Consider the following 21,966-nt stretch of genomic DNA (forward strand, 5'->3'; position numbering starts at 1 on the left):
AGCCCGACCCGGCGGCATAATCTGGCGTAACGCGTTACTGACCGGCTTCGTGCCAGGCTTTTTCGATTTCTTCGGCGAGAATTTTGACGCCTGCTTCAATTTTTTCCGGATCGGGCACGTAGTTCATGCGCATGCACTGGTGAGTGTGCGGCCACGGCTTATCCAGACCCGGGAAGAAGTAATCGCCCGGCACCATCAGCACGCCGCGCTTTTTCAGGCGCTGGTAGAGCAGCTCGGTGGTAATCGGCAAATCCTTAAACCACAGCCAAAGGAAAATCGCCCCTTCAGGTTTATGGATCAGGCAGCGTTCTTCCGGTAAATAGCGGCGAAGCGTCGCGATTGTCTCCTGAACGCGTTGGAAATAGAACGGCTTGATCACTTCATTAGACAGACGCAGCAGGTCGTTGCGCTTAATCATTTCGCACATCATCGCCGGGCCAATGCCGCCCGGTGAAAGGCTGATAATGCCGTTCATATTGGTAATAGCGGTGATGATTTTCTCGTTAGCGATGATGATGCCGCAGCGGCTGCCCGGCAGGCCCAGCTTGGAGAGGCTCATGCACAGGACAATGTTCGGGTTCCACAGCGGACGCGCTTCGCTGAAGATAATTCCCGGGAACGGCACGCCGTAGGCGTTATCGATCACCAGCGGAATACCGTGCTGATTCGCGAGCGCATCCAGCTTCATCAGTTCGTCGTCGGTGATGACGTTGCCCGTTGGGTTAGTCGGGCGCGATACGCAGATCATCCCCGTCTCTTCACCAATATGCAGGTGTTCAAAATCGACGTGATATTTGAACTGGCCTTCCGGCAGCAGCTCGATGTTCGGACGCGCGGAGACGAACAGATCCTCTTCCAGGCCGGAATCAGCGTAGCCGATGTACTCCGGTGCCAGCGGGAAGAGCACTTTTTTGGTCGTGCCGTCGGCGCGACGTCCTGCGAACAGGTTAAACAAGTAGAAAAACGCGCTCTGGCTGCCGTTTGTCAGTGCAATATTCTGTGGTTCGATATCCCAGCCCAGCTCTTCACGCAGCATTTTGGCAAGGAGAGTCAGCAGCTCGGTTTTACCCTGCGGACCGTCATAATTGCATAGCGCATCGGTCGCTTTACCGTTTTCCAGCATCTGTGCGAGCAGTGTCTGGAAATAGGTCGTCATCTCCGGAATTTGCGCCGGGTTTCCGCCGCCGAGCATGATGGCGCCCGGAGTGCGCAGCCCGTCGTTGAGGTCCTCCATCAGGCGAGTAATGCCTGAATGGCGGGTGAATTTGTCGCCGAAAAGTGAAAACGTCATAGCAGGTGTTCTATCGAGCTTATTTTGAAAGTGGGTAACCATAACGCTAGCACCGTGCTGGTGCAAATCGGGGGATGTGGTCGGATTTGTCGTTTTATATGGTAGGTTTGGATTTGTGTAGTGAATAGTTCTGGTTGAATTCCCCTCACCCCGGCCCTCTCCCCAAAGGGGAGAGGGTGAAAGACTGCACCGTGCAATCCCCTCTCCCCTCTGGGGAGAGGGTTAGGGTGAGGGGTATGATCTACTGATTACCCGCCCATACCACCATCACCTTATCGCCCTTGTGCTCGCGCACGAAGCCATACCCTTCTTTCAGCGGCAGCGTGGTTTGCTTGCCTTCGCCAATTGCCGGATGGCGGGCGCGGAACTGGCCCAGCGTTTGCCAGTGGGCAACGGTTAAGGCCTGCTTGCCCGTGACGTCCTGCCAGTTCATATCTGACCGGGTACCCTGTAGTGGGTCGGAGCCTGTCGGCCCGAACGGACGCTCGGATTCATCCCCGTAATAGATTTGCACGCTGCCCGGCGCTAACAGGAGCAGCTCCGCAGCGCGCTGGCCCCCTTCGCGGAACAGACGCGTATCATGTGATGAGAGGTAGCTCAGCACGTTGAAGCTTTGCAGCTTCTCCGCCATCTGCTGCCAGGTAAGGTCCATATCGGCCAGGCAATCCACCGCTTTTGCCGCCTGCTCCTGATAATCAAAATTAATCATCGCATCAAAACCGTGGCGGTAATAATCGCTTTGCATCACCCCGTGGCCCCAGGATTCTCCGGTCATCCAGAACGGTGCGTTATCGAGCTTTTTGTCCGGGTTAGCCCCTTTCCAGGCGGCCAGCGCCTGGCTTGCCTGGTCTTTCAACTGTTGCCAGGCATCAAGCTCGACGTGCTTCGCGGTATCCACCCGGAAACCGTCAATGCCGTAGTCGCGCACCCACTGGCTGAGCCAGTGGATGAGATAGTCGCGTGGGGTATACCCCGGGATGGCTTTCGCGTGGGTATCGGGCTTGTATTGATAGAAGTTGGGCAGGCCTGAAGGGGCGGTGGATTCCGTTTTCAGGTCCGGGAGAAATGCCAGCGACATGGTTAAATCGTCGAAGCCGGGGTTGTCGTAATCGCCAATGTCGGTGCGGATCCATTTCTTGCCCCACCATTTTTCCCATGCGGCTTTGTCGCTGAAGTTGATGTAGTCGTTGAAGCTATGCCAGCTTTGGCCCGCGCCAGGCTTCCAGTCAGTCCAGCGGTCCCCCAGCGTCTTTTTCAGCTCATCGCCCTGCAGATACAACGCGCCAAACTGGTACGCCTGCATGTCCGCAAGCGTCGCGTAGCCCGCGTGGTTCATGACGATATCGAACAGGATGCGAATGCCGCGCCTGTGCGCTTCATCGACAAGATGGCGCAGGTCATCCTCGGTGCCCATGTTGGCATCAAGCTTCGTCCAGTCCTGGGTGTAGTAGCCGTGATAGGCGTAGTGTGGGAAATCCCCTTTGGTGCCACCGCCTACCCAGCCGTGGATCTGCTCAAGCGGGGAGCTTATCCAGAGCGCATTCACCCCCAACTGCTGTAAATAGTCGAGCCTGCTGGCGAGCCCTTTGAGATCGCCACCGTGGAAGGTACCAATCTCCTGCATGCCGTCTTTGTGGCGGTCATAGCTGTTGTCGTTGCTCGGGTCGCCATTCACAAAGCGGTCGGTAAGCACAAAATAGACGGTGGCGTTCTGCCAGCTAAACGGCGCTGGCTTGTCGGTTTCGGCGCGCTCAAGCAGCAGCAGGCCACCACTGCTGGCGGCGGGCTGTAGGGTAATGTTTCCGTTCTGCACCGTCGCGGTCTGTTTGCTGTAAAAATCACGCACCACGGTGCCTTCCGGGAAGGTATGGCTGACGTCCAGCGTCAGCGGTTTACCGTCCCACTTCGGGCACTGGCGGATAACGTTTGCAACCGACTGTTCTGCGGCACTCTGAATTGTCAGCAGCAGGGTGGGCGTGCCGGAGCGGGTATCAATCCGCATCTGGTAGTCACCGTCGCGGAAAAGGCGCCACTGCGGCGGCGTGCCGTCACAGGGCTTAAGCGACAGCATCTCATTGAGTTTTATCGCCTCCGCAGGCTGCCAGCACGTCTTGTCAAAACTCAGCGTCAGAGGGCGCGTACCCTTCGCAAGCTTTGTCTGGCTGGTGAAAATGCCGGTGCCTTCGGCGCGAAATGCGTTAAACCCCGGCGATGACCAGTCGGCATGTGCCAGAGCGGGTAACAGCAGAAGAGCTAATGCGGTGCGTTTCATTCCATTTTCCTGTCGCGGCATTTTTGACCAGTGTGCCATCATGATGCGGTGAAAAACTCATCCCCCATCGCTTTCTCCCGGGAGGACGTGTGAGGATGAGTGATCCCGCGCAAAATGAGGCAGTTATCTGCGATATCGCACACATTTTTTCAGGAATGATGTTTTTGTGAGCAATTTTCAGGTGACATAGTTTCGGAATTGGACTATTTCTATACGTGCTCTTGAAGTCTATTTTTGATATGATTTGAGATTCCGCTCTCAAATTTGTGAAAAAAATAAGGTGTTGGGATGATTACATCCGACCAGGAGACCTAATGATATCGACTCCCATTCGACGATATGGGGCCGCGATACTCATGTTACTCACCACGACATTTTCGGGTGGGGTGCTTGCGAAGACGCACACGGATACAACGAGTAAGAAAGCCCACGTAATAAAGACGACAAGTAGTAAGGTTAGCAGTAAACAAGAGTATTCTCGCAATAGTGCAAAGAGTAGTTCACTTCCTGATTTGCGAAAATACCCTTCCGGAACACCAAGAAAAAAAGCGTTTCTCCGGACGGTAATGCCTTACATAACAAGTCAAAATGCCGCGATTACGGCAGATCGTAACTGGCTGATTTCAAAACAGTACGATAGCCGCTGGTCGCCGTCTGAACGCGCGCGTCTGAAAGACATCACGAAGCGCTACAAGCTGAGCTGGAACGGTAACACGCGTCGCGTACCGTGGAATGCTCTCCTTGAGCGTGTGGACATTATCCCAGGCAGCATGGTTGCGACCATGGCGGCAGCCGAAAGCGGCTGGGGGACCTCTAAGCTGGCGCGTAATAACAATAACCTGTTCGGCATGAAGTGTGCGAAAGGCCGTTGTAATAATGCACCCGGTAAGGTTAAGGGCTATTCTCAGTTCGAATCAGTAAAAGATTCCGTGAATGCTTACGCGGTGAATCTTAATACGCACCCGGCCTACTCATCGTTCCGTAAATCACGCGCTCAGTTGCGTAAAGCGGATCAGGAAGTGACGGCCAGTGCGATGATTCACAAGCTGAAAGGTTATTCGACGAAGGGAAATAGCTATAACAACTATCTGTTCGCTATGTACCAGGATAACCAGCGCTTAATCGCCGCCCATATGTAATGTCAAAAAACGCCTTCCACCTGGAAGGCGTTTTCTTTTCTATATCAGCACCTCGCTGTGGCGATCCCGATACTCTTTTGGGGTGGTGTCATACTCTTTGCGAAACACTGAATAGAAATACTGCAGCGACGGGTATCCGCACATCTGCGAGATTTCGTTGATCGACAGTGACGTGGAGATGAGCAGGCTGCGGGCCTTCTCCAGCTTCTCCGCATGGATGACGGCATGAATAGTCTCGCCCACCTCTTCTTTGAAGCGCTTCTCCAGATTCGAGCGGGAAATGCCCACCGAATCCAGCACCTGATCGACCTTAATCCCTTTGCAGGCGTGGTTGCGAATATAGTGCATGGCCTGAATGACGGCCGGGTCGCTTAGGGAGCGATAATCGGTTGAGCGACGTTCCACAACGCGGACAGGCGGCACCAGCAGGCGCTGAAGCGGCAGAGATTCTTTATCGAGCAGGCGATGCAGCAGCTTCGCCGCCTGATAGCCCATCTGACGCGTGCCCTGCGCAACGGAGGAGAGCGCCACGCGGGACAGGTAGCGGGTCAGTTCTTCGTTATCAATGCCAATCACGCACAGTTTTTCGGGCACCGGAATGTGTAAGTGTTCGCAGACCTGCAGCACGTGGCGCGCACGCGCGTCCGTCACGGCTATGATACCGGTTTGTGGTGGCAGCGTTTGCAGCCAGTCAGCGAGGCGGTTTTGCGCGTGCTGCCAGTTCTCTGGTGCGGTTTCCAGCCCCTGATAGACCACGCCGCGGTACTTCTCCTGCGCGACAAGCTGGCAAAACGCATGTTCGCGCTCAACGGCCCAGCGCTTGCCGCTGGTGGCGGGTAAACCATAAAACGCGAAGCGATGGACGCCCTTCTCTTTTAAATGGAGAAAGGCGGCCTCGACCAGGGCATGGTTATCGGTGGCGATATAGTGGACCGGGGGATAGTGTTCGGGTGAATGGTAGGAGCCGCCGACGCCCACTATCGGGACGTCGACGTCGGTCAGCAACTGCTCGATGACGGGGTCGTCATAGTCGGCGATGACGCCGTCCCCCAGCCAGTCTTTAATGTTCTCCAGACGGGTGCGGAAGTCTTCCTCAATAAAGATATCCCACTCGGATTGCGACGCCTGCAAATATTCACCGACACCTTCCACCACCTGACGGTCGTAGGCTTTGTTGGCATTGAATAACAACGTAATGCGGTGACGCTTTTCAAACATGGCTCACTTCCCAATTAAGTCACTATACGGTTATCAGGCCCGTCGCTTGGTGGCAGAATCCATCCAGACTGCCAGTAAAAGAATGGCCCCCTTGACGATATACTGCCAAAACGTCGGGACGTCCATCATACTCATCCCGTTATCCAACGACGCCATGATAAATGCCCCCATGACCGCGCCCGCCACGCTCCCGATACCGCCTGCGAGGCTGGTGCCACCGATGACGCAGGCGGCGATAGCATCCAGCTCGGCGATGTTGCCGGCGGAGGGAGAACCGGCCCCCAGACGCGAGCTGAGGATCAACCCGGCGATAGCGACCATGAGGCCGTTAATGGCGAAAACAGCCAGCTTGGTACGTTCGACGTTAATACCCGAGAGGCGGGCAGCTTCAAGGTTGCCGCCGATGGCATAAATACGGCGGCCAAACGCGGTACGCGTCGCCATAAACATGCCGCCCAGCAGCAAAAGCGCCAGCAGCAGCACCGGCGTCGGAACGCCGCGATAGTCGTTAAGAAGCCAGATGGCACCCAGCACAATGACCGCCGTCAACGCCTGACGTCCCACCACCGACGTTGACGCTGGCGATGCAAGCCCCAGCGCCTGACGGCGCATGCGTCCACGCCACTGCCACGCGACAAACGCCAGCAGCCCCACCGCGCCGATCGTAAAGCCGATGCTATCGGAGAGGTAACTCTGACCAATCTGCGACATGGCTGCGCTGGTCGGGGAGACGGTGGTACCGTTGGTAATACCGATCAAGATCCCGCGAAAGGCCAGCATCCCCGCCAGGGTGACAATGAACGATGGCACCTTACGGTAAGCAACCCACCAGCCGTTCCAGGCGCCTAAAACCAGCCCCAGCACCAGCGTCACCGCCACTGTCAGCGGCAGCGGCCAGCCAAGCCAGACGTCAAAAATCGCCGCCACGCCGCCGAGAAGACCCATCATTGACCCGACAGACAGGTCGATTTCCGCAGAGATGATCACGAACACCATGCCCACGGCCAGGATGCCTGTGATAGCGGTCTGGCGGAGCAGGTTGGAGACGTTTCGCGCGCTCAAGTACGAGCCATCCGTCATCCAGGTAAAGAACAGCATGATGACGATAATCGCCGCGATCATCACGAAAACCTGCAGGTTCAGCGCTTTTAGCCCAGCGAACGCGCCGGGCGTCGGAACAGCGACTTTGATATCAGACGGATTGCTTTTCGACATGACGTTCGCTCCTTAAAGCGGCTTCCATCACCTGCTCCTGCGTCAGGTTCTGGTTAATCAGGTTGGCTTTCAGTTTTCCCTCGTGCATGACCAACACGCGGTCGCTCAGGCCGAGCACTTCGGGTAACTCAGACGAAATGACGATGACGGCAATCCCTTGCTGTACAAGCTGATTAATCAGTTTGTAGATTTCGTATTTGGCACCGATATCGATCCCGCGCGTCGGTTCATCAAGGATTAATATGCGTGGATTGAGGAGCAGGCAGCGCGCCAGAATCGCCTTCTGCTGGTTACCCCCGCTCAGGCGGCCGATTGCCAGTTCCGGCGAAGAGGTTTTGACCTTCAGCCGGGCAAGCGACTGGAGGATGCACTGCTGCTCGGCAGCATCGTCCAGGCTGCTCAGCGCGCCGGAGAACCGATCGAGTGCCGCAAGCGTAATGTTTTTACCCACCGCCATGACCGGTACTATGCCGTCTTTTTTGCGGTCTTCCGGCACCATGGCAATGCCGCGGGCAATCGCCTGCTGGCAGCTGTCGATTTTCACCGGCTGGCCGTCGATATAAATTGTGCCCTCCCAGCGTCCTGGCCACACGCCAAACAGGCACTGCACGGCTTCGGTGCGCCCGGCACCGACGAGGCCCGCAATCCCAAGAATTTCGCCGCTGTGAAGGGAAAACGAAACGTTATTTACCCGCTTGATGTGGCGGTTGACGGGGTGCCAGGCGGTGAGGTTCTCCACGCGCAGCACTTCATCGCCCGTTGTGTGGGTTTCATTCGGGTAGAGTGCCGTTAGCTCGCGGCCCACCATCATGGTGATGATGTCATCTTCGCTCATGCCTGCGGCTTCACGCGTGCCGATGTGTTGCCCGTCGCGGATCACGCAGATGGTGTCCGAAATGGCTTTGACCTCGTTCAGCTTATGCGAAATGTAGATACAGGCGATGCCGTGGTTTTGCAGATCGCGGATGATATTGAGCAGAACCGCGGTTTCCTGCTCGGTGAGCGAGGCCGTTGGCTCATCGAGGATCAGCAGCCTGACCTGTTTATTCAGCGCCTTCGCAATTTCGACCAGCTGCTGTTGCCCCAGACCCAGATCGCCCACGCGGGTATCCGGCGAAATGTTGAGGCTCACCTGCGCCAGCAGCTTTTCACAGCGGAGCGTCATGGTGTCGTAATCCAGCACGCCGTGGCGGGAAATCTCGGCTCCGAGGAAGATGTTCTCCAGCACGGTGAGATGCTTCACCAGCGCCAGCTCCTGGTGAATGATGGCAATGCCTTTACGTTCGGTGTCGCGAATGTGTGTCGCCTGGATGACTTCACCGGCAAAGACGATTTCGCCTTCATAACTGCCGTGCGGGTAGATCCCGCACAGCACTTTCATCAGCGTTGATTTGCCCGAACCGTTCTCGCCACACAGCGAAACCACTTCGCCGGGGTTCAACCGGAGACTGACGTTGTCGACGGCTTTCACCGCGCCGAAGCGCTTGGTGATGCTTTTCATTTCAAGTAAATAAGGCATAACTGCTCCACATAACCCGAGGGAAGAACAGTACAACGTGATGCGCCCCTGCAGGGCAGGGGCAGCGCCGGATTACAGTTCGCTCTTCTTGTGGAAACCGTCTTTAATCACGGTGGCGTCAATGTTCTCTTTATTGACTTCAATTGGCGTGAGCAGGCGAGCCGGAACGTCTTTCAGGCCGTTATTCAGCGTCGCGTCTGCTTTAGGTTGCTTACCGTTGCCCAGCTCAACGGCGATTTCTGCCGCCGTATTGGCAAGCTCGGTAATCGGTTTGTAGACCGTCATGGTCTGGGTACCTGCGATAATGCGTTTTACGCCTGCCAGATCGGCATCCTGGCCAGAAATCGCAACTTTACCGGCCAGCCCCTGGGCGCTCAGGGCCTGAATAGCCCCACCTGCGGTGGCATCGTTGGAGGCCACAACAGCGTCAATTTTGTTGTTATTTGCCGTCAGCGCGTTTTCCATAATCTTCAGGGCATTTTCTGGCAACCATCCGTCGGCCCACTGATCGCCAACCACCTTAATTTTGCCGTTGTCGATGTACGGCTTAAGGACTTTCATTTGCCCTTCGCGGAACAGTTTGGCGTTGTTATCCACCGGCGAACCGCCCATCAGGAAATAATTGCCCTGAGGCACTTTGTCGATCAGGCTTTGCGCCTGTAATTCGCCAACTTTTTCATTGTCGAAGGAAATATAATAATCAATATCCGCATTATTAATCATGCGGTCATAAGCGAGAACTTTTATCCCTTCCTGCTTCGCTTCTTTCACCACATTACTTAATACCTGGCCGTTATAAGGGATAATGACCAGAACATCGACTCCCCGGTTGATCATATTCTCGATCTGCGACATTTGCGTTTCTTCATTGCCGTTAGCCGACTGTACAAACACATTCGCACCGAGTGATTCCGCTTTTTTCACAAAAATATCACGATCTTTTTGCCAGCGCTCCAGACGCAGGTCGTCAATCGCCATGCCAATTTTGACCTCCTTGGCATGCCCTGCAAAGCTTGCAAGGAGGAGCGTAGTGCAGAGCGTTAGGGTCAGGTTCTTTATCTTCATAATTATTAGGCCTTTTTGTAGGGGTATGTGTTGCTGAGATAAAAGAAACATTCACTGCTGGGTCGCAGCAAATTTTTAACGCGGAAAGGCGGGCTGGCAATTACAGATTTTTATCTTCTCATTACGATATTTGGTTTATTTCTGAATTTATGACCGCGATCGGATTTTAAAATTCGTAACGCCTTAATTACATTTGATTCTGGAATGCGCGCCGAAAAATAGTTTGTCTGCGCATTATTTTGCGAGCCAGCGCACAGTTGTGCATTCTCTCAATAGCAGTGTGAAATAACGTAATTGAGCAACCCAAAATGTCTATTCACTATTACTCCTGTATCAACGACTCGCCGCATACCCTGATTATGGAGCTCAATATGCAAGCTTATTTCGACCAACTCGATCGCGTTCGTTACGAAGGCCCAAAAACGACCAATCCTTTAGCATTTCGTCACTACAACCCGGATGAGCTGGTGCTGGGTAAGCGCATGGAAGATCATTTGCGCTTTGCCGCCTGTTACTGGCATACCTTCTGCTGGAACGGCGCCGATATGTTCGGCGTCGGTTCCTTTGACCGTCCGTGGCAGCAGCCGGGTGAGGCCATCGAGCTGGCGAAACGCAAAGCCGATGTTGCGTTTGAGTTCTTCCACAAGCTGAACGTGCCGTACTACTGCTTCCATGATGTTGACGTGTCGCCGGAAGGGGCGTCGCTGAAAGAGTACCTGAACAATTTTGCGCAGATGGTGGATGTGCTGGCGGCAAAACAGCAGCAAAGCGGCGTGAAACTGCTCTGGGGCACGGCAAACTGCTTCACCAACCCACGCTACGGCGCGGGTGCGGCAACCAACCCGGATCCGGAAGTGTTTAGCTGGGCGGCCACGCAGGTGGTGACGGCAATGAACGCCACGCATCAGCTGGGCGGCGAAAACTATGTCCTGTGGGGCGGTCGTGAAGGCTATGAAACCCTGCTCAACACTGACCTGCGCCAGGAGCGCGAGCAGATTGGCCGCTTTATGCAGATGGTTGTCGACCATAAGCACAAAATCGGCTTCCGCGGCACGCTGCTGATCGAGCCGAAGCCGCAGGAACCGACGAAGCACCAGTATGACTACGACGTGGCGACGGTGTATGGCTTCCTGAAGCAGTTCGGTCTGGAAAAAGAGATTAAAGTGAACATTGAGGCCAACCACGCCACGCTGGCGGGCCACTCTTTCCATCACGAAATCGCGTCTGCGATTGCGCTGGGCATCTTCGGCTCTGTCGATGCGAACCGTGGCGATCCACAGTTGGGCTGGGACACCGACCAGTTCCCGAACAGCGTGGAAGAGAATGCGCTGGTGATGTACGAAATCATCAAAGCGGGCGGCTTCACCACCGGCGGCCTGAACTTTGACGCCAAGGTGCGTCGCCAGAGCACCGACAAATACGATCTGTTCTACGGCCACATTGGCGCGATGGACACCATGGCGCTGGCGCTGAAAGTGGCGGCGCGTATGATTGAAGACGGTGAGCTGGATAAACGCGTGGCGAAGCGCTACAGCGGCTGGAACAGTGAGCTGGGCCAGCAAATTTTGAAAGGTCAGTTATCGCTTGCGGAAATCGCGAAGTACGCTGAACAACATCAGCTGGCGCCGCAGCACCAGAGCGGGCACCAGGAGCTGCTGGAAAATCTGGTTAATCACTACCTGTTCGATAAATAACAGCATCCAGGCCCGGTAAGCGGAAGCGCCACCGGGCATTTCTGTCAAAGGAGTCACCGCAATGTATATCGGGATCGATTTGGGCACATCGGGTGTGAAAGCCATCCTGTTAAGCGAGCAGGGCGAGGTGTTAGCAACGCAGACGGAAAAGCTGCAGGTTTCACGCCCGCACCCGCTGTGGTCGGAGCAGGACCCGGAACAGTGGTGGCAGGCGACGGATCGCGCAATTACCGCGTTAGGCGAGCAGCATTCTCTGCGTGACGTGAAAGCGCTGGGAATGGCCGGGCAAATGCACGGTGCAACCTTATTGGATAGCGAGCATCGCGTGCTGCGTCCTGCGATCCTCTGGAACGACGGCCGCTGCGCAGAAGAGTGCGCGCTTCTTGAGGAGCGCGTATCTGCCTCCCGCGAGATTACCGGCAACCTGATGATGCCGGGCTTCACCGCACCAAAACTCTTGTGGGTTCAGCGCCACGAGCCGGAGATTTTCCGTCAGGTGGCGAAAGTTCTGCTGCCAAAAGACTATCTGCGTTTTCGCATGACGGGCGATTTCGCCAGCGACATGTCCGATGCCGCCGGCACGATGTGGCTCGACGTGGCGAAACGCGACTGGAGCGAGGCGATGCTGGATGCCTGTAATCTGACCCGCGAACACATGCCCGCGCTGTTCGAAGGTAGCGAGGTGACGGGCACGCTGCTGCCGAACGTTGCCGAACGCTGGAACATGCCTGCCGTACCGGTGGTGGCCGGGGGCGGCGATAACGCGGCGGGGGCTGTCGGTGTCGGGATGGTTGAGGCGGGGCAGGCGATGCTTTCGCTGGGAACCTCCGGCGTCTATTTTGCCGTTAGCGACGGGTATCGCAGCAACCCTGAAAGCGCCGTACACAGCTTCTGCCACGCCCTGCCTGGGAAATGGCATTTGATGTCGGTGATGCTCAGTGCGGCGTCCTGCCTGGACTGGGCCGCAAAACTCACCGGCATGGCCGACGTTCCGGCACTCATCTCCGCGGCGCAGCAGGCGGATGACGCGGCGGGTACGGTCTGGTTTTTACCGTATCTTTCCGGCGAGCGTACGCCGCACAACAACCCGGAAGCGAAAGGGGTGTTCTTTGGCTTAACCCATCAACATGGCCCGGCAGAGCTGGCGCGTGCGGTTCTGGAAGGTGTGGGGTATGCACTGGCGGACGGGATGGACGTGGTGCACGACTGCGGCCTGAAGCCGACGAGCGTCACCCTGATTGGCGGCGGAGCGCGAAGCCCTTACTGGCGACAGATGCTGGCGGATATCAGCGGGTTGCAGCTGGATTTCCGCACCGGAGGGGATGTCGGCCCCGCGCTGGGTGCTGCACGACTGGCGCAGATCGCCATGAACCCGGAAAAACCGCTTTCACAGCTGTTGCCGCAGCTTACGCTTGAGCAGGCGCATTTCCCGGACGCTGTACGCCATGCGCGGTACACGGAAAGGCGCGACGTATTCCGCAAAATCTATCAGCAGCTGCTGCCGCTTATGTCTTAAATACGCTTGTCCGGAAGAGGCACGAGGATGTCCTTTTTTGGTCTGTGCGTGCCTTCCATTCCTTGCCAGTATGGTGTTACACCCACTGGCAAGGAGATTTATCATGTCACGCATCGCATTAATCAACATTGATACTCAGCAGTCCTTCCATCAGCGCAATTACTGGCAGGAGGACGAAATTCCTGCCTTTCAGCAGGCGATGCTGGGGCTGATTGAAGGCTGCCAGGCGCGCAATATTCCGGTCGTTGATATTTTTCACGTTGATGAAGACGGTCCCTTTACCCTGGAAAGCGGCTATGTCAAACCGATGGCCTTTTTGCGTCATCAGCCGGATGTGGTTTTCCAGAAACACGTTCATAATGCCTTCACGGATACCGGGCTTGACCGCTGGCTGCGCGAGCGTGATATCAACAGTGTGATTATCTGCGGCATTCGCACTGAACAATGCTGTGAAACCACCGCCCGGGTGGCATCCGATCTGGGGTATGCTGTGACCTTTGTGAGCGAGGCAACGCTGACGTTTCCCATGACCTACAAGGGCATTACCCTTAGCGCAGCGGAAATTCACCACCGTACCGAAACGGTACTGTCCGGGCGTTTTGCCGAAATTAAAACGGTAGCGGAGACGCTGGAGTCACTGTAATGCCCATCGACGTCTGGTTCGTGATGTTGCCCGGAGTGCTGTCATTAGACATGACCGGCCCGGCAGAAACCTTTGTGCTGGCAGGCGACGCGTTTCGTCTGCATTACATTGGCCCGCAGCCGGAGGTTCCGACGTCGATAGGTCTGACGATGAGCGGTATCCAGCCGTTGCCGGAAAGCCTGTCTCCGGGCAGCTTGCTGGTCCTGCCGGGGGTGAGCGACTCCCGCTTTCAGTTCTCAACCCCGCAGGCGCAGCAGATTCAGCACTGGCTGATGCGCCGGCAGCCGCAGATCCAGCGCCAGGAAATCACCGTGATGTGCGTCTGTTCAGGAGCGTTGCTGGCGGCGAAATCGGGCCTGCTGAATAACCGGCAGTGCACAACCCACCATGACGTTATTAGCCGTTTACGCACCGCGGCCCCTACGGCGACGATTAAAGAAAACCGGATATTTGTGCAGGATGAAAATATCTGGACCAGCGCGGGGATCACCTCGGGCATCGATCTGGCGCTGCACACGATCAACCACCTGTGCGGCCCCGAAAAGGCGCTGGCCGTGGCGCGTGAGATGGTGGTCTGGTTCCGCCGTTCCGGTGACGACCCTCAGCTATCTCCGTGGCTACGCTACCGCAATCATCTTCACCCGGCGATCCATCGGGCGCAGGATGCGCTCACCGCCGAGCCGCAAAAAACGTGGAGCTTGCCTGATATCGCCGCGCTGGCGCACGTCAGCCCACGCCATCTCACCCGGCTTTTCCAGTCACATTTAGGGATTAGCGTTCGCGATTATCTGGAGCAGCTGCGTCTGGCGGTGGCGGAGCAGTGGCTGATGCAGGGACGCGGCGTGGAGCAGGCTTCACTGGCGGCAGGGTTTTCCTCCCCGCGCCAGTACCATCGCGCCCGGCAGCGGAGCATTAACTGACGAAGCGGCGAGCATCTATTTTTTGCAGCAGCATCGACAGCAGCAGGCTGATCGCCAGCGTGGCGGCAAAAATCCAGACGATATCCAGCACCGGCCAGCTTTTTAGCTCAACGCCTCTCGTGCGCAGCGCGTGGATCACCAGCGCGTGAAAACCGTAAATCCCGAGAGAGTGGCGAGAGATAAGACTCAGCACGGGCAGGGGACGCGCGTTCAGGGTGTTTTTGACGAGCGTAAGCAGCGATACGGCACAGATAAAGACCATCGGCCCGCAATACAGATACCAGGTATCGGCAAAATTGCCGCGCCACTGAAGCTCATGCAGCGTCCCGCGTGAAATCACCGCCACGCCGGCGATAAACAGCACCCCGCATAGCCAGTTCAGACCGCGTTTTTGCGTGTCCATCATCCCGATGGCGCGCCCCAGCATGCCGTAAAGCACGTAGTAGAAGGTATCGCCGTTGATATAAAGGTTCACCGGCAACCATTCGAAACCGTCGATTTTCTGCGAGACCGTATTCGGGTTGGCGACGATGCCGATCACCACCATCAGGGCCAGGAGCATTTTCCCGCTGACGTTTTTCACCTGAATGAGCGGAGAGACCAGATAGATAACGATGATGGCGAAGAAGAACCACAGGTGGTAGAACACCGGTTTTTGCAGCAAATATTTGAGGGATAACCCGGCGTTAATAGAGGTGAACAGGGTGATATAAAGCAGGGCAACGGCGCTGTAGAACCCCAGGCAGGCCGCGATGCGGATGAAGTGCCTCGGCTGCGCGCTGCGTTCGCCAAAAAAGAGAAAGCCGGAAATCATAAAAAACAGCGGCACGCTGACGCGCGACGCGGAGTTGAGGATATTGGCAATATCCCAGTTAACGGGGCTGATGCTGTGGGCATTCGTGACGTACCAGGTCGTCGTGTGGATCATGACCACCATCAGACACGCTATTCCTCGCAGGTTATCAATCCAGTTAATTTTTGACGGCATCAGTTCCTCGTATTCCCTGTAAATTGAGTGTGACTACCATTGTCCAAAAGTCTTCGTTTGGAAAATTCTGAGTTTTATGTGCAGGCTTGCCGGGAGACCGCGAGATTCGCAGAATGGCAGACCTTAATCTATAAAAGTGTTGATACTAAAAATAACAGCCGCTGACCAGGACGGTAATAAAAATGATGATGAAGCGTGTGGTATCACTCTTTCTGCTATTTATGCTGGCAGGATGCAGTGCGCCACAGGAAGTACCCGTGCAAAAAGCGCAGCAGGGTAAAATAAGCCCGGAGCGTTCCCTGAATATGGAAGAGCTCTGTAAAGACCAGGCCGCCCGGCGCTATAACTCGGACGTTCAGAAAATTAACGTCATCGGATTCGAGCGCTTTCAGGGCAGCTATGAGCTTAGAGGGTATACTGCGCGTAAAGAGGGCTTTGTCTGCTCGTTTGATGCGGACGGTCAGTTTTTACATCTCTCCATGCGCTAGCCTGCTCGCATAATCAACAGCCAGACGCCGCCAGCGTTCTGGCCGGAGGGCTTATTTCCCAATTTTCCCTAAACAACCCCGTTTCGTACTGTATATCTTGCAGCCAGCGGGTATACTGGTCCCTTCCATTTAAAACCACACGTATCCAGCACGAAATACTATGCAAAAGTTTGATACCAAGACCTTCCAGGGCCTGATCCTGACCTTACAGGATTACTGGGCTCGTCAGGGCTGTACCATTGTTCAACCTTTGGACATGGAAGTCGGCGCCGGCACTTCACACCCGATGACCAGCCTGCGCGCATTGGGGCCAGAGCCAATGGCGACCGCGTATGTGCAGCCTTCCCGTCGTCCGACCGATGGTCGTTACGGTGAAAACCCGAACCGTCTGCAGCATTACTATCAGTTCCAGGTGGTGATTAAGCCATCACCCGACAACATTCAGGAACTGTACCTCGGGTCGCTGAAAGAGCTGGGTATGGATCCAACCATCCACGACATCCGTTTCGTGGAAGACAACTGGGAAAACCCAACGCTGGGTGCCTGGGGTCTCGGTTGGGAAGTGTGGCTGAATGGCATGGAAGTGACCCAGTTCACTTATTTCCAGCAGGTTGGCGGGCTGGAATGTAAGCCAATCACCGGTGAAATCACCTACGGTCTGGAACGTCTGGCCATGTACATTCAGGGCGTAGACAGCGTTTACGACCTGGTCTGGAGCGACGGCCCGCTGGGTAAAACCACCTACGGCGACGTGTTCCATCAGAACGAAGTGGAGCAATCCACCTATAACTTCGAATACGCGGACGTGGACTTCCTGTTCACCTGCTTCGAGCAGTACGAGAAAGAAGCGCAGCAGCTGCTGGCGCTGGAGACTCCGCTGCCGCTGCCTGCCTACGAGCGTATTCTGAAGGCCGCCCACAGCTTCAACCTGCTGGACGCCCGCAAAGCGATCTCCGTGACTGAACGTCAGCGCTACATTCTGCGTATTCGTACCCTGACCAAAGCCGTTGCAGAAGCTTACTATGCGTCCCGTGAAGCCCTTGGCTTCCCGATGTGCAACCGAAACAAATAAGAGGCGGCCATGTCTGAGAAAACTTTCCTGGTGGAAATCGGCACCGAAGAGCTGCCACCAAAAGCCCTGCGCAGCCTGGCTGAATCTTTTGCTGCGAACGTGACTGCCGAGCTGGATAACGCTGGCCTGGCGCACGGTAAAATTGAGTGGTTTGCTGCACCGCGCCGTCTGGCGCTGAAAGTGGCAAATCTGGCGGCCTCTCAGCCGGATCGTGAAGTCGAAAAACGTGGCCCGGCGATTGCCCAGGCGTTCGACGCGGAAGGCAAGCCGAGCAAAGCGGCTGAGGGCTGGGCGCGCGGCTGCGGCATCACCGTTGATCAGGCCGAGCGTCTGACCACCGATAAAGGCGAGTGGCTGCTGTATCGTGCGCACGTGAAAGGTGAAAGCGCGGAAGCACTTCTGCCGAACATGATCGCAACCTCTCTGGCTAAGCTGCCGATTCCTAAGCTGATGCGCTGGGGCGCGTCTGACGTTCACTTCGTGCGTCCGGTGCACACCGTGACCCTGCTGCTGGGCGATACCGTTATTCCAGCCACCATTCTGGGCGTGGCGTCCGATCGCGTGATCCGCGGCCACCGCTTTATGGGCGAGCCTGAGTTCACCATCGACAATGCCGACCAGTACCCGCAAATCCTGCTGGAGCGCGGTAAGGTCATTGCCGACTACGAACAGCGTAAAGCCAAAATTAAGGCGGACGCGGAAGAAGCGGCGCGCAAGATTGGCGGTAATGCCGACCTGAGCGACAGCCTGCTGGAAGAAGTCACCTCTCTGGTTGAATGGCCGGTTGTGCTGACCGCGAAGTTCGAAGAGAAATTCCTCGCCGTTCCGGCTGAAGCGCTGGTGTACACCATGAAGGGTGACCAGAAGTACTTCCCGGTCTATGCCAACGACGGCAAGCTGCTGCCAAACTTCATTTTCGTGGCGAACATCGAATCGAAAGATCCGAGCCAGATTATCTCCGGTAACGAAAAAGTGGTGCGCCCGCGTCTGGCGGATGCCGAGTTCTTCTTCAATACCGACCGTAAAAAGCGTCTGGAAGATAACCTGCCGCGCCTGCAGACCGTGCTGTTCCAGCAGCAGCTGGGTACGCTGCGCGACAAGACCGACCGTATCGCGGAGCTGTCCGGCTGGATTGCTCGTGAAATTGGTGCCGACGTTAACCACGCGACGCGTGCGGGCCTGCTCTCCAAGTGCGACCTGATGACCAACATGGTGTTCGAATTTACCGACACCCAGGGCGTGATGGGCATGCACTATGCGCGTCACGATGGCGAAGCGGAAGACGTGGCCGTGGCCCTGAACGAGCAGTATCAGCCGCGCTTTGCGGGTGACGATCTGCCGTCCAACCCGGTGGCCTGCGCCGTAGCGATTGCCGATAAGATGGACACCCTGGCGGGTATCTTCGGTATCGGCCAGCATCCGAAAGGCGACAAAGATCCGTTTGCGCTGCGTCGTGCTGCGCTGGGCGTGCTGCGTATCATCGTTGAGAAGAACCTGAACCTCGATCTGCAGACCCTGACCGAAGAAGCGGTGCGTCTGTACGGCGACAAGTTGACCAACGCGAACGTTGTGGATGACGTGATCGACTTTATGCTCGGCCGTTTCCGCGCCTGGTATCAGGACGAAGGTTACTCCGTTGACACCATTCAGGCGGTGCTGGCGCGTCGTCCGACCCGTCCGGCTGATTTCGATGCGCGTATGAAGGCGGTTTCCCACTTCCGTACCCTGGAAGCGGCATCTGCCCTGGCCGCGGCCAACAAGCGTGTATCCAACATTCTGGCGAAATCCGACGAGACGCTGAACGAGCGCGTGAACGCCGCAACCCTGAAAGAGCCGGAAGAGATCGCTCTGGCGATGCAGGTTGTGGTGCTGCGCGACAAGCTCGAGCCGTACTTCGCGGAAGGTCGCTACCAGGAAGCGCTGGTGGAGCTGGCCGAGCTGCGTGACGTTATCGACGCCTTCTTCGAGAAAGTGATGGTGAACGTAGAAGATAAAGAGCTGCGTATTAACCGTCTCTCTATGCTCGAGAAACTGCGCGAGCTGTTCCTGCGCGTAGCGGATATTTCGCTGCTGCAGTAATGTGCCCGTTGTTACAAATGCTAAAAACCCGCTTCGGCGGGTTTTTTTATGGGGCTTTTGTAGGCCGGATAAGCGCAGCGTCATCCGGCAGGTTTAGCCGATCGCGATTGTGCCTTCGTCTGTCTGCAGCCAGCGCGGTGCCTTCAGCGTATCGGCAAAGTAGCTTACCAGTTCGCACAGCAAATCTTCCATCACGATTTCAGATTGTCGCGGCAGTGAGCCGTTCATCAGCATCTGCGTAAGCTCCTGACAGTAGCACCCCAGCTGATCTTATTCGGGTTCGAAAGCCGGAACGCGTGACGGGAGTTCCTTCACGGTCAGGCTGGCTTTTAAAGCGTCCGGAACAGGATCCAGACGTTACAGAGTAGCAAGGAACAACCTCCACAGCCGTATGCTCCCCCTCACCCCAGCCCTCTCCCTCAAGGGAGAGGGGGCCGTCAGTGCAGGCAATATTTGGTGGGGATCCCTCAGCCCAAAGGGAGAGGGAGTATAAGTCGTCCAAAATTTAACCTTGAAATGGTCAATACATTACCGTTATCCTTATCACGTTAAATTTCTCGCTCTGGAGCGCCCCCAAAAATGAACAAACACGACTGATGAATTTCGATCCTTGCTAAACGCCACCGCGTCGGCAGGGGATGTTTTGATTTCATTCAGGAGTGCTTATGGCTCATTTTGCGCAGTCCCCTTCTTTTATTTTGCATCAGGTCACCTGTCAGTTTGCGACGGGCGATACCCTTTTTGGTCCGCTGAATCTTTCTCTGGAATCCTCCCTGTGCGCGCTGGTTGGCCGCAACGGCAGCGGGAAAACGCGTCTGCTGCGTCTGCTGGCGGGGCTTGATGAGCCTGCAAGCGGGCATATCGAACGTACCGGAACACATGTTTATGTGGCTCAGCAGCAGGACATTTTGCCGCACACGACGCTGGCTGAACTGCTCGGGTTCGAGGCCATCTTCGCGGCGCGAGCGCGCATCGACAGCGGTGATTACCAGCCTGACGATCTGGAAACGCTTGATGGATTGTGGGATTTAGCTGAACGCCTGGGCGAGGCGTTTACCCGGGCAAAACTTCCGCCGTTTGATCCTGATAAGCCAGCCGGTGAGTTCAGCGGCGGCGAGCGCATTCGCGCGCTGCTGTGCGGTGCATTTACTGCTGAAGCGGATTATCTGCTGCTGGACGAACCCACAAACCATCTCGATCGACAAGGCAGGGCGTGGTTCTACGACCAGCTTGCCCGTTATCAGGGCGGCGTGCTGGTGGCCTCCCATGACCGCGAACTGCTGGCGAAGGTGCCGCGTATCCTTGAGCTGAGCAGCGGCGACCTGCGCAGCTACGGCGGGAATTATGCGGATTATCAAACCCAGCGCGATGCCGAACAGCAGGCGGCCAGAGCGGCGCTGGAGCATGCTGCCACGGAGCGCAAACGCACCCGCGCACGCATGCAAAAAGAGCATGACGACAGCCAGCGGCGTTCAGCAAAAACATTGCGCACCGTCGATACCCTGAATATCGCATCGTTTGAACGGGTCAAATACAAAGGCGCGGCGAAGGAGCGGATCGGCTCATGGAAAAAGCAGCATAGCGAACAAAATGAAGCCCTGAACGCTGCGGTAAACAAGGCGCGTGAGCGGGTTGAAGAAGATAGCCCGGTGATGTTCACCCTGCCGGGGAGCCAGATCCCGGAAGGCAAACAGGTGCTGGTGCTGGAGGATCTGGTGCTGCCGCATGTGTCTTTACCACCACTCAACTGGCGGATGGATGGACCGATGCGCGTGGCGCTAAAAGGGCCGAACGGCTGCGGGAAATCGACGCTGTTGAAAACAATCCTCGGCGACATTCGCCCGCGTTCAGGAACCTGTAAGGTGTCGGTCAGCTGCGCTTATCTCGATCAGCATCTTTCCCGGCTCGATCTCTCGCAGTCGGTCATGACACACCTCAGCCTGGGCAATACGCCCCTGGAAGAGGGCATGTTACGAACCCGTTTAGCCCAGCTTCAACTGGGGGCCGATAAAGTTTCGCTTCCGCTGGCGGAACTGAGCGGCGGCGAGCGTCTGAAGGCTGCGCTGGCCTGCGTGCTATGGCGCGCGGAGGCCACGCAGCTCCTGCTGCTGGATGAACCGACCAACCATCTGGATCTGGCCTCGGTGCAGGCCATTGAAGCGGCACTGGCGGGTTTCCCCGGCGCGCTGCTGGTGGTGTCACACGATGATGCGTTTTTAAAAGGGTTAACGTTGACGCATGAGATGGTGTGGGAGGAGACGGGCTGGCGTTTCGAGAGCCTTTAAACACAAGCCCCCGCAGAGGCGGGGGCATTCAATCTTCACTACGCTATCTGTTTGCTGAGTGCAGGGTTGGCCTGAATCAGGCGCATCAGCCTTAACTCGGTTGGGGTGGGTTTCTCTCGTTTTGATTCCCACTCCAGCACCATAGCCACGCTGACACCCATCGCTCTGGCGAATTCTTCCGTTTTCAGTCCTGTCCCTTTGCGCAATTGCTCATATTCTGTAAAGGGATTGGATTTTTGTTGCAGGGTAATGGTCTGCGGTACATCTTTAAAAACGATCTGTTCCAGACTGCTCAGCAGCTCAAACTCAGGATCTTTATATTCCATTGAGAACTCCTCTTAAATCTCACATCGTGATCAAGAACATCAGAGAGCCAATTAAGAATAGTCCCTAATACAAACCCAGGATCGTAACGGCTGTGATTAATCGTGCGGTAACGATCGCTTTATCCGATTCAGCTATATGGATAGTTATGCTAATTACCTGATTAACCATATGTCGGCTTCGCCAGGTATTTTTTTGTAAATAGTAAGAAATAAATCGGCAATAGCCGTTTTACATG

General features: G+C 56.1%; 17 protein-coding genes and 1 pseudogene. 9 read left to right on the plus strand and 9 right to left on the minus strand.

Features of this window, described 5'->3' with window-relative positions; translation table 11 throughout:
- Window positions 1-34 precede the first annotated feature (34 nt).
- Together avtA and HBM95_00910 are read right to left on the minus strand one after the other, a co-directional pair.
- Complete coding sequence (avtA, locus tag HBM95_00905) at window positions 35-1,291, minus strand: valine--pyruvate transaminase (protein ID NIH41513.1); 1,257 nt, start codon at window positions 1,289-1,291, stop codon at window positions 35-37.
- A 241-nt stretch (window positions 1,292-1,532) separates the two neighbouring features.
- On the minus strand, window positions 1,533-3,563 hold the full coding sequence (locus HBM95_00910; protein NIH41514.1) for an alpha-amylase: 2,031 nt from the start codon (window positions 3,561-3,563) through the stop codon (window positions 1,533-1,535).
- Between the two features lie 314 nt (window positions 3,564-3,877).
- On the opposite strand from HBM95_00910, the gene HBM95_00915 reads away from it, so the two are divergent.
- Window positions 3,878-4,702: a protein bax gene (locus HBM95_00915; GenBank protein NIH41515.1), complete on the plus strand. Its 825-nt coding sequence runs from the start codon at window positions 3,878-3,880 to the stop codon at window positions 4,700-4,702.
- 39 nt (window positions 4,703-4,741) lie between these two features.
- Here the strand turns inward: HBM95_00915 and HBM95_00920 are convergent, their stop codons facing one another.
- From HBM95_00920 to xylF, 4 genes are all read right to left on the minus strand, one after another.
- On the minus strand, window positions 4,742-5,920 hold the full coding sequence (locus HBM95_00920; protein ID NIH41516.1) for a XylR family transcriptional regulator: 1,179 nt from the start codon (window positions 5,918-5,920) through the stop codon (window positions 4,742-4,744).
- A gap of 33 nt (window positions 5,921-5,953) precedes the next feature.
- On the minus strand, window positions 5,954-7,135 hold the full coding sequence (locus HBM95_00925; GenBank protein NIH41517.1) for a sugar ABC transporter permease: 1,182 nt from the start codon (window positions 7,133-7,135) through the stop codon (window positions 5,954-5,956).
- Window positions 7,113-8,654: a xylose ABC transporter ATP-binding protein gene (locus HBM95_00930; GenBank protein ID NIH41518.1), complete on the minus strand. Its 1,542-nt coding sequence runs from the start codon at window positions 8,652-8,654 to the stop codon at window positions 7,113-7,115. Before HBM95_00930 ends, HBM95_00925 begins: the two co-directional genes overlap by 23 nt.
- A 72-nt stretch (window positions 8,655-8,726) precedes the next feature.
- Window positions 8,727-9,719 carry a D-xylose ABC transporter substrate-binding protein gene (xylF, locus tag HBM95_00935; GenBank protein ID NIH41519.1) on the minus strand — a complete coding sequence of 331 codons (993 nt, stop codon included), beginning with the start codon at window positions 9,717-9,719 and terminating at the stop codon, window positions 8,727-8,729.
- 371 nt (window positions 9,720-10,090) lie between these two features.
- Here xylF and xylA point away from each other — a divergent pair, with 371 nt between their 5' ends.
- The 4 genes from xylA to HBM95_00955 all read left to right on the plus strand — a co-directional run bounded on the left by xylA (window position 10,091) and on the right by HBM95_00955 (window position 14,492).
- Window positions 10,091-11,413, plus strand: coding sequence for a xylose isomerase (gene xylA, locus HBM95_00940; GenBank protein NIH41520.1), 1,323 nt, complete (start codon window positions 10,091-10,093; stop codon window positions 11,411-11,413).
- 61 nt (window positions 11,414-11,474) lie between these two features.
- On the plus strand, window positions 11,475-12,929 hold the full coding sequence (gene xylB, locus HBM95_00945) for a xylulokinase (protein ID NIH41521.1): 1,455 nt from the start codon (window positions 11,475-11,477) through the stop codon (window positions 12,927-12,929).
- Window positions 12,930-13,032: 103 nt separating this feature from the next.
- Entirely contained in the window at window positions 13,033-13,572 is a 540-nt protein-coding gene (locus HBM95_00950) for an isochorismatase family protein (GenBank protein ID NIH41522.1), read from the plus strand.
- Complete coding sequence (locus tag HBM95_00955) at window positions 13,572-14,492, plus strand: helix-turn-helix domain-containing protein (protein NIH41523.1); 921 nt, start codon at window positions 13,572-13,574, stop codon at window positions 14,490-14,492. The genes HBM95_00950 and HBM95_00955 overlap by 1 nt, the downstream gene beginning before the upstream one ends.
- Here HBM95_00955 and HBM95_00960 read toward each other — a convergent pair.
- Window positions 14,485-15,480, minus strand: coding sequence for an acyltransferase (locus tag HBM95_00960; protein ID NIH41524.1), 996 nt, complete (start codon window positions 15,478-15,480; stop codon window positions 14,485-14,487). The genes HBM95_00955 and HBM95_00960 overlap by 8 nt on opposite strands.
- A 182-nt stretch (window positions 15,481-15,662) precedes the next feature.
- Here HBM95_00960 and HBM95_00965 point away from each other — a divergent pair, with 182 nt between their 5' ends.
- The 3 genes from HBM95_00965 (at window position 15,663) to glyS (ending at window position 19,119) form a co-directional block, all read left to right on the plus strand.
- On the plus strand, window positions 15,663-15,968 hold the full coding sequence (locus HBM95_00965; GenBank protein ID NIH41525.1) for a hypothetical protein: 306 nt from the start codon (window positions 15,663-15,665) through the stop codon (window positions 15,966-15,968).
- Between the two features lie 160 nt (window positions 15,969-16,128).
- Complete coding sequence (gene glyQ / locus HBM95_00970; protein ID NIH41526.1) at window positions 16,129-17,040, plus strand: glycine--tRNA ligase subunit alpha; 912 nt, start codon at window positions 16,129-16,131, stop codon at window positions 17,038-17,040.
- Window positions 17,041-17,049: 9 nt separating this feature from the next.
- Window positions 17,050-19,119, plus strand: coding sequence for a glycine--tRNA ligase subunit beta (gene glyS / locus HBM95_00975; GenBank protein ID NIH41527.1), 2,070 nt, complete (start codon window positions 17,050-17,052; stop codon window positions 19,117-19,119).
- Between the two features lie 93 nt (window positions 19,120-19,212).
- On the opposite strand, the pseudogene HBM95_00980 reads toward glyS, so the two are convergent.
- Window positions 19,213-19,485: pseudogene (locus HBM95_00980) on the minus strand (hypothetical protein).
- A 299-nt stretch (window positions 19,486-19,784) separates the two neighbouring features.
- On the opposite strand from HBM95_00980, the gene HBM95_00985 reads away from it, so the two are divergent.
- Window positions 19,785-21,404, plus strand: coding sequence for an ABC-F family ATP-binding cassette domain-containing protein (locus HBM95_00985; GenBank protein ID NIH41528.1), 1,620 nt, complete (start codon window positions 19,785-19,787; stop codon window positions 21,402-21,404).
- Window positions 21,405-21,442: 38 nt separating this feature from the next.
- Here HBM95_00985 and HBM95_00990 read toward each other — a convergent pair whose 3' ends face one another.
- The gene (locus HBM95_00990) at window positions 21,443-21,730 is read right to left on the minus strand and encodes an HTH-type transcriptional regulator (protein ID NIH41529.1); all 288 of its coding nucleotides are present in this window, start codon (window positions 21,728-21,730) and stop codon (window positions 21,443-21,445) included.
- Window positions 21,731-21,966: the final 236 nt, after the last annotated feature.

Origin of the sequence: Enterobacter asburiae (assembly GCA_011754535.1) — a bacterium.
Classification (GTDB): domain Bacteria; phylum Pseudomonadota; class Gammaproteobacteria; order Enterobacterales; family Enterobacteriaceae; genus Enterobacter; species Enterobacter cloacae_N.

What these genes read in the sequence shown, in the direction of transcription:
- avtA (NIH41513.1), bottom strand. Translation starts at nt 1,291, where the DNA reads ATGACGTTTTCACTTTTCGGCGACAAATTCACCCGCCATTCAGGCATT.
- HBM95_00910 (NIH41514.1), bottom strand. Translation starts at nt 3,563, where the DNA reads ATGAAACGCACCGCATTAGCTCTTCTGCTGTTACCCGCTCTGGCACAT.
- HBM95_00915 (NIH41515.1), top strand. Translation starts at nt 3,878, where the DNA reads ATGATATCGACTCCCATTCGACGATATGGGGCCGCGATACTCATGTTA.
- HBM95_00920 (NIH41516.1), bottom strand. Translation starts at nt 5,920, where the DNA reads ATGTTTGAAAAGCGTCACCGCATTACGTTGTTATTCAATGCCAACAAA.
- HBM95_00925 (NIH41517.1), bottom strand. Translation starts at nt 7,135, where the DNA reads ATGTCGAAAAGCAATCCGTCTGATATCAAAGTCGCTGTTCCGACGCCC.
- HBM95_00930 (NIH41518.1), bottom strand. Translation starts at nt 8,654, where the DNA reads ATGCCTTATTTACTTGAAATGAAAAGCATCACCAAGCGCTTCGGCGCG.
- xylF (NIH41519.1), bottom strand. Translation starts at nt 9,719, where the DNA reads ATGAAGATAAAGAACCTGACCCTAACGCTCTGCACTACGCTCCTCCTT.
- xylA (NIH41520.1), top strand. Translation starts at nt 10,091, where the DNA reads ATGCAAGCTTATTTCGACCAACTCGATCGCGTTCGTTACGAAGGCCCA.
- xylB (NIH41521.1), top strand. Translation starts at nt 11,475, where the DNA reads ATGTATATCGGGATCGATTTGGGCACATCGGGTGTGAAAGCCATCCTG.
- HBM95_00950 (NIH41522.1), top strand. Translation starts at nt 13,033, where the DNA reads ATGTCACGCATCGCATTAATCAACATTGATACTCAGCAGTCCTTCCAT.
- HBM95_00955 (NIH41523.1), top strand. Translation starts at nt 13,572, where the DNA reads ATGCCCATCGACGTCTGGTTCGTGATGTTGCCCGGAGTGCTGTCATTA.
- HBM95_00960 (NIH41524.1), bottom strand. Translation starts at nt 15,480, where the DNA reads ATGCCGTCAAAAATTAACTGGATTGATAACCTGCGAGGAATAGCGTGT.
- HBM95_00965 (NIH41525.1), top strand. Translation starts at nt 15,663, where the DNA reads ATGATGATGAAGCGTGTGGTATCACTCTTTCTGCTATTTATGCTGGCA.
- glyQ (NIH41526.1), top strand. Translation starts at nt 16,129, where the DNA reads ATGCAAAAGTTTGATACCAAGACCTTCCAGGGCCTGATCCTGACCTTA.
- glyS (NIH41527.1), top strand. Translation starts at nt 17,050, where the DNA reads ATGTCTGAGAAAACTTTCCTGGTGGAAATCGGCACCGAAGAGCTGCCA.
- HBM95_00985 (NIH41528.1), top strand. Translation starts at nt 19,785, where the DNA reads ATGGCTCATTTTGCGCAGTCCCCTTCTTTTATTTTGCATCAGGTCACC.
- HBM95_00990 (NIH41529.1), bottom strand. Translation starts at nt 21,730, where the DNA reads ATGGAATATAAAGATCCTGAGTTTGAGCTGCTGAGCAGTCTGGAACAG.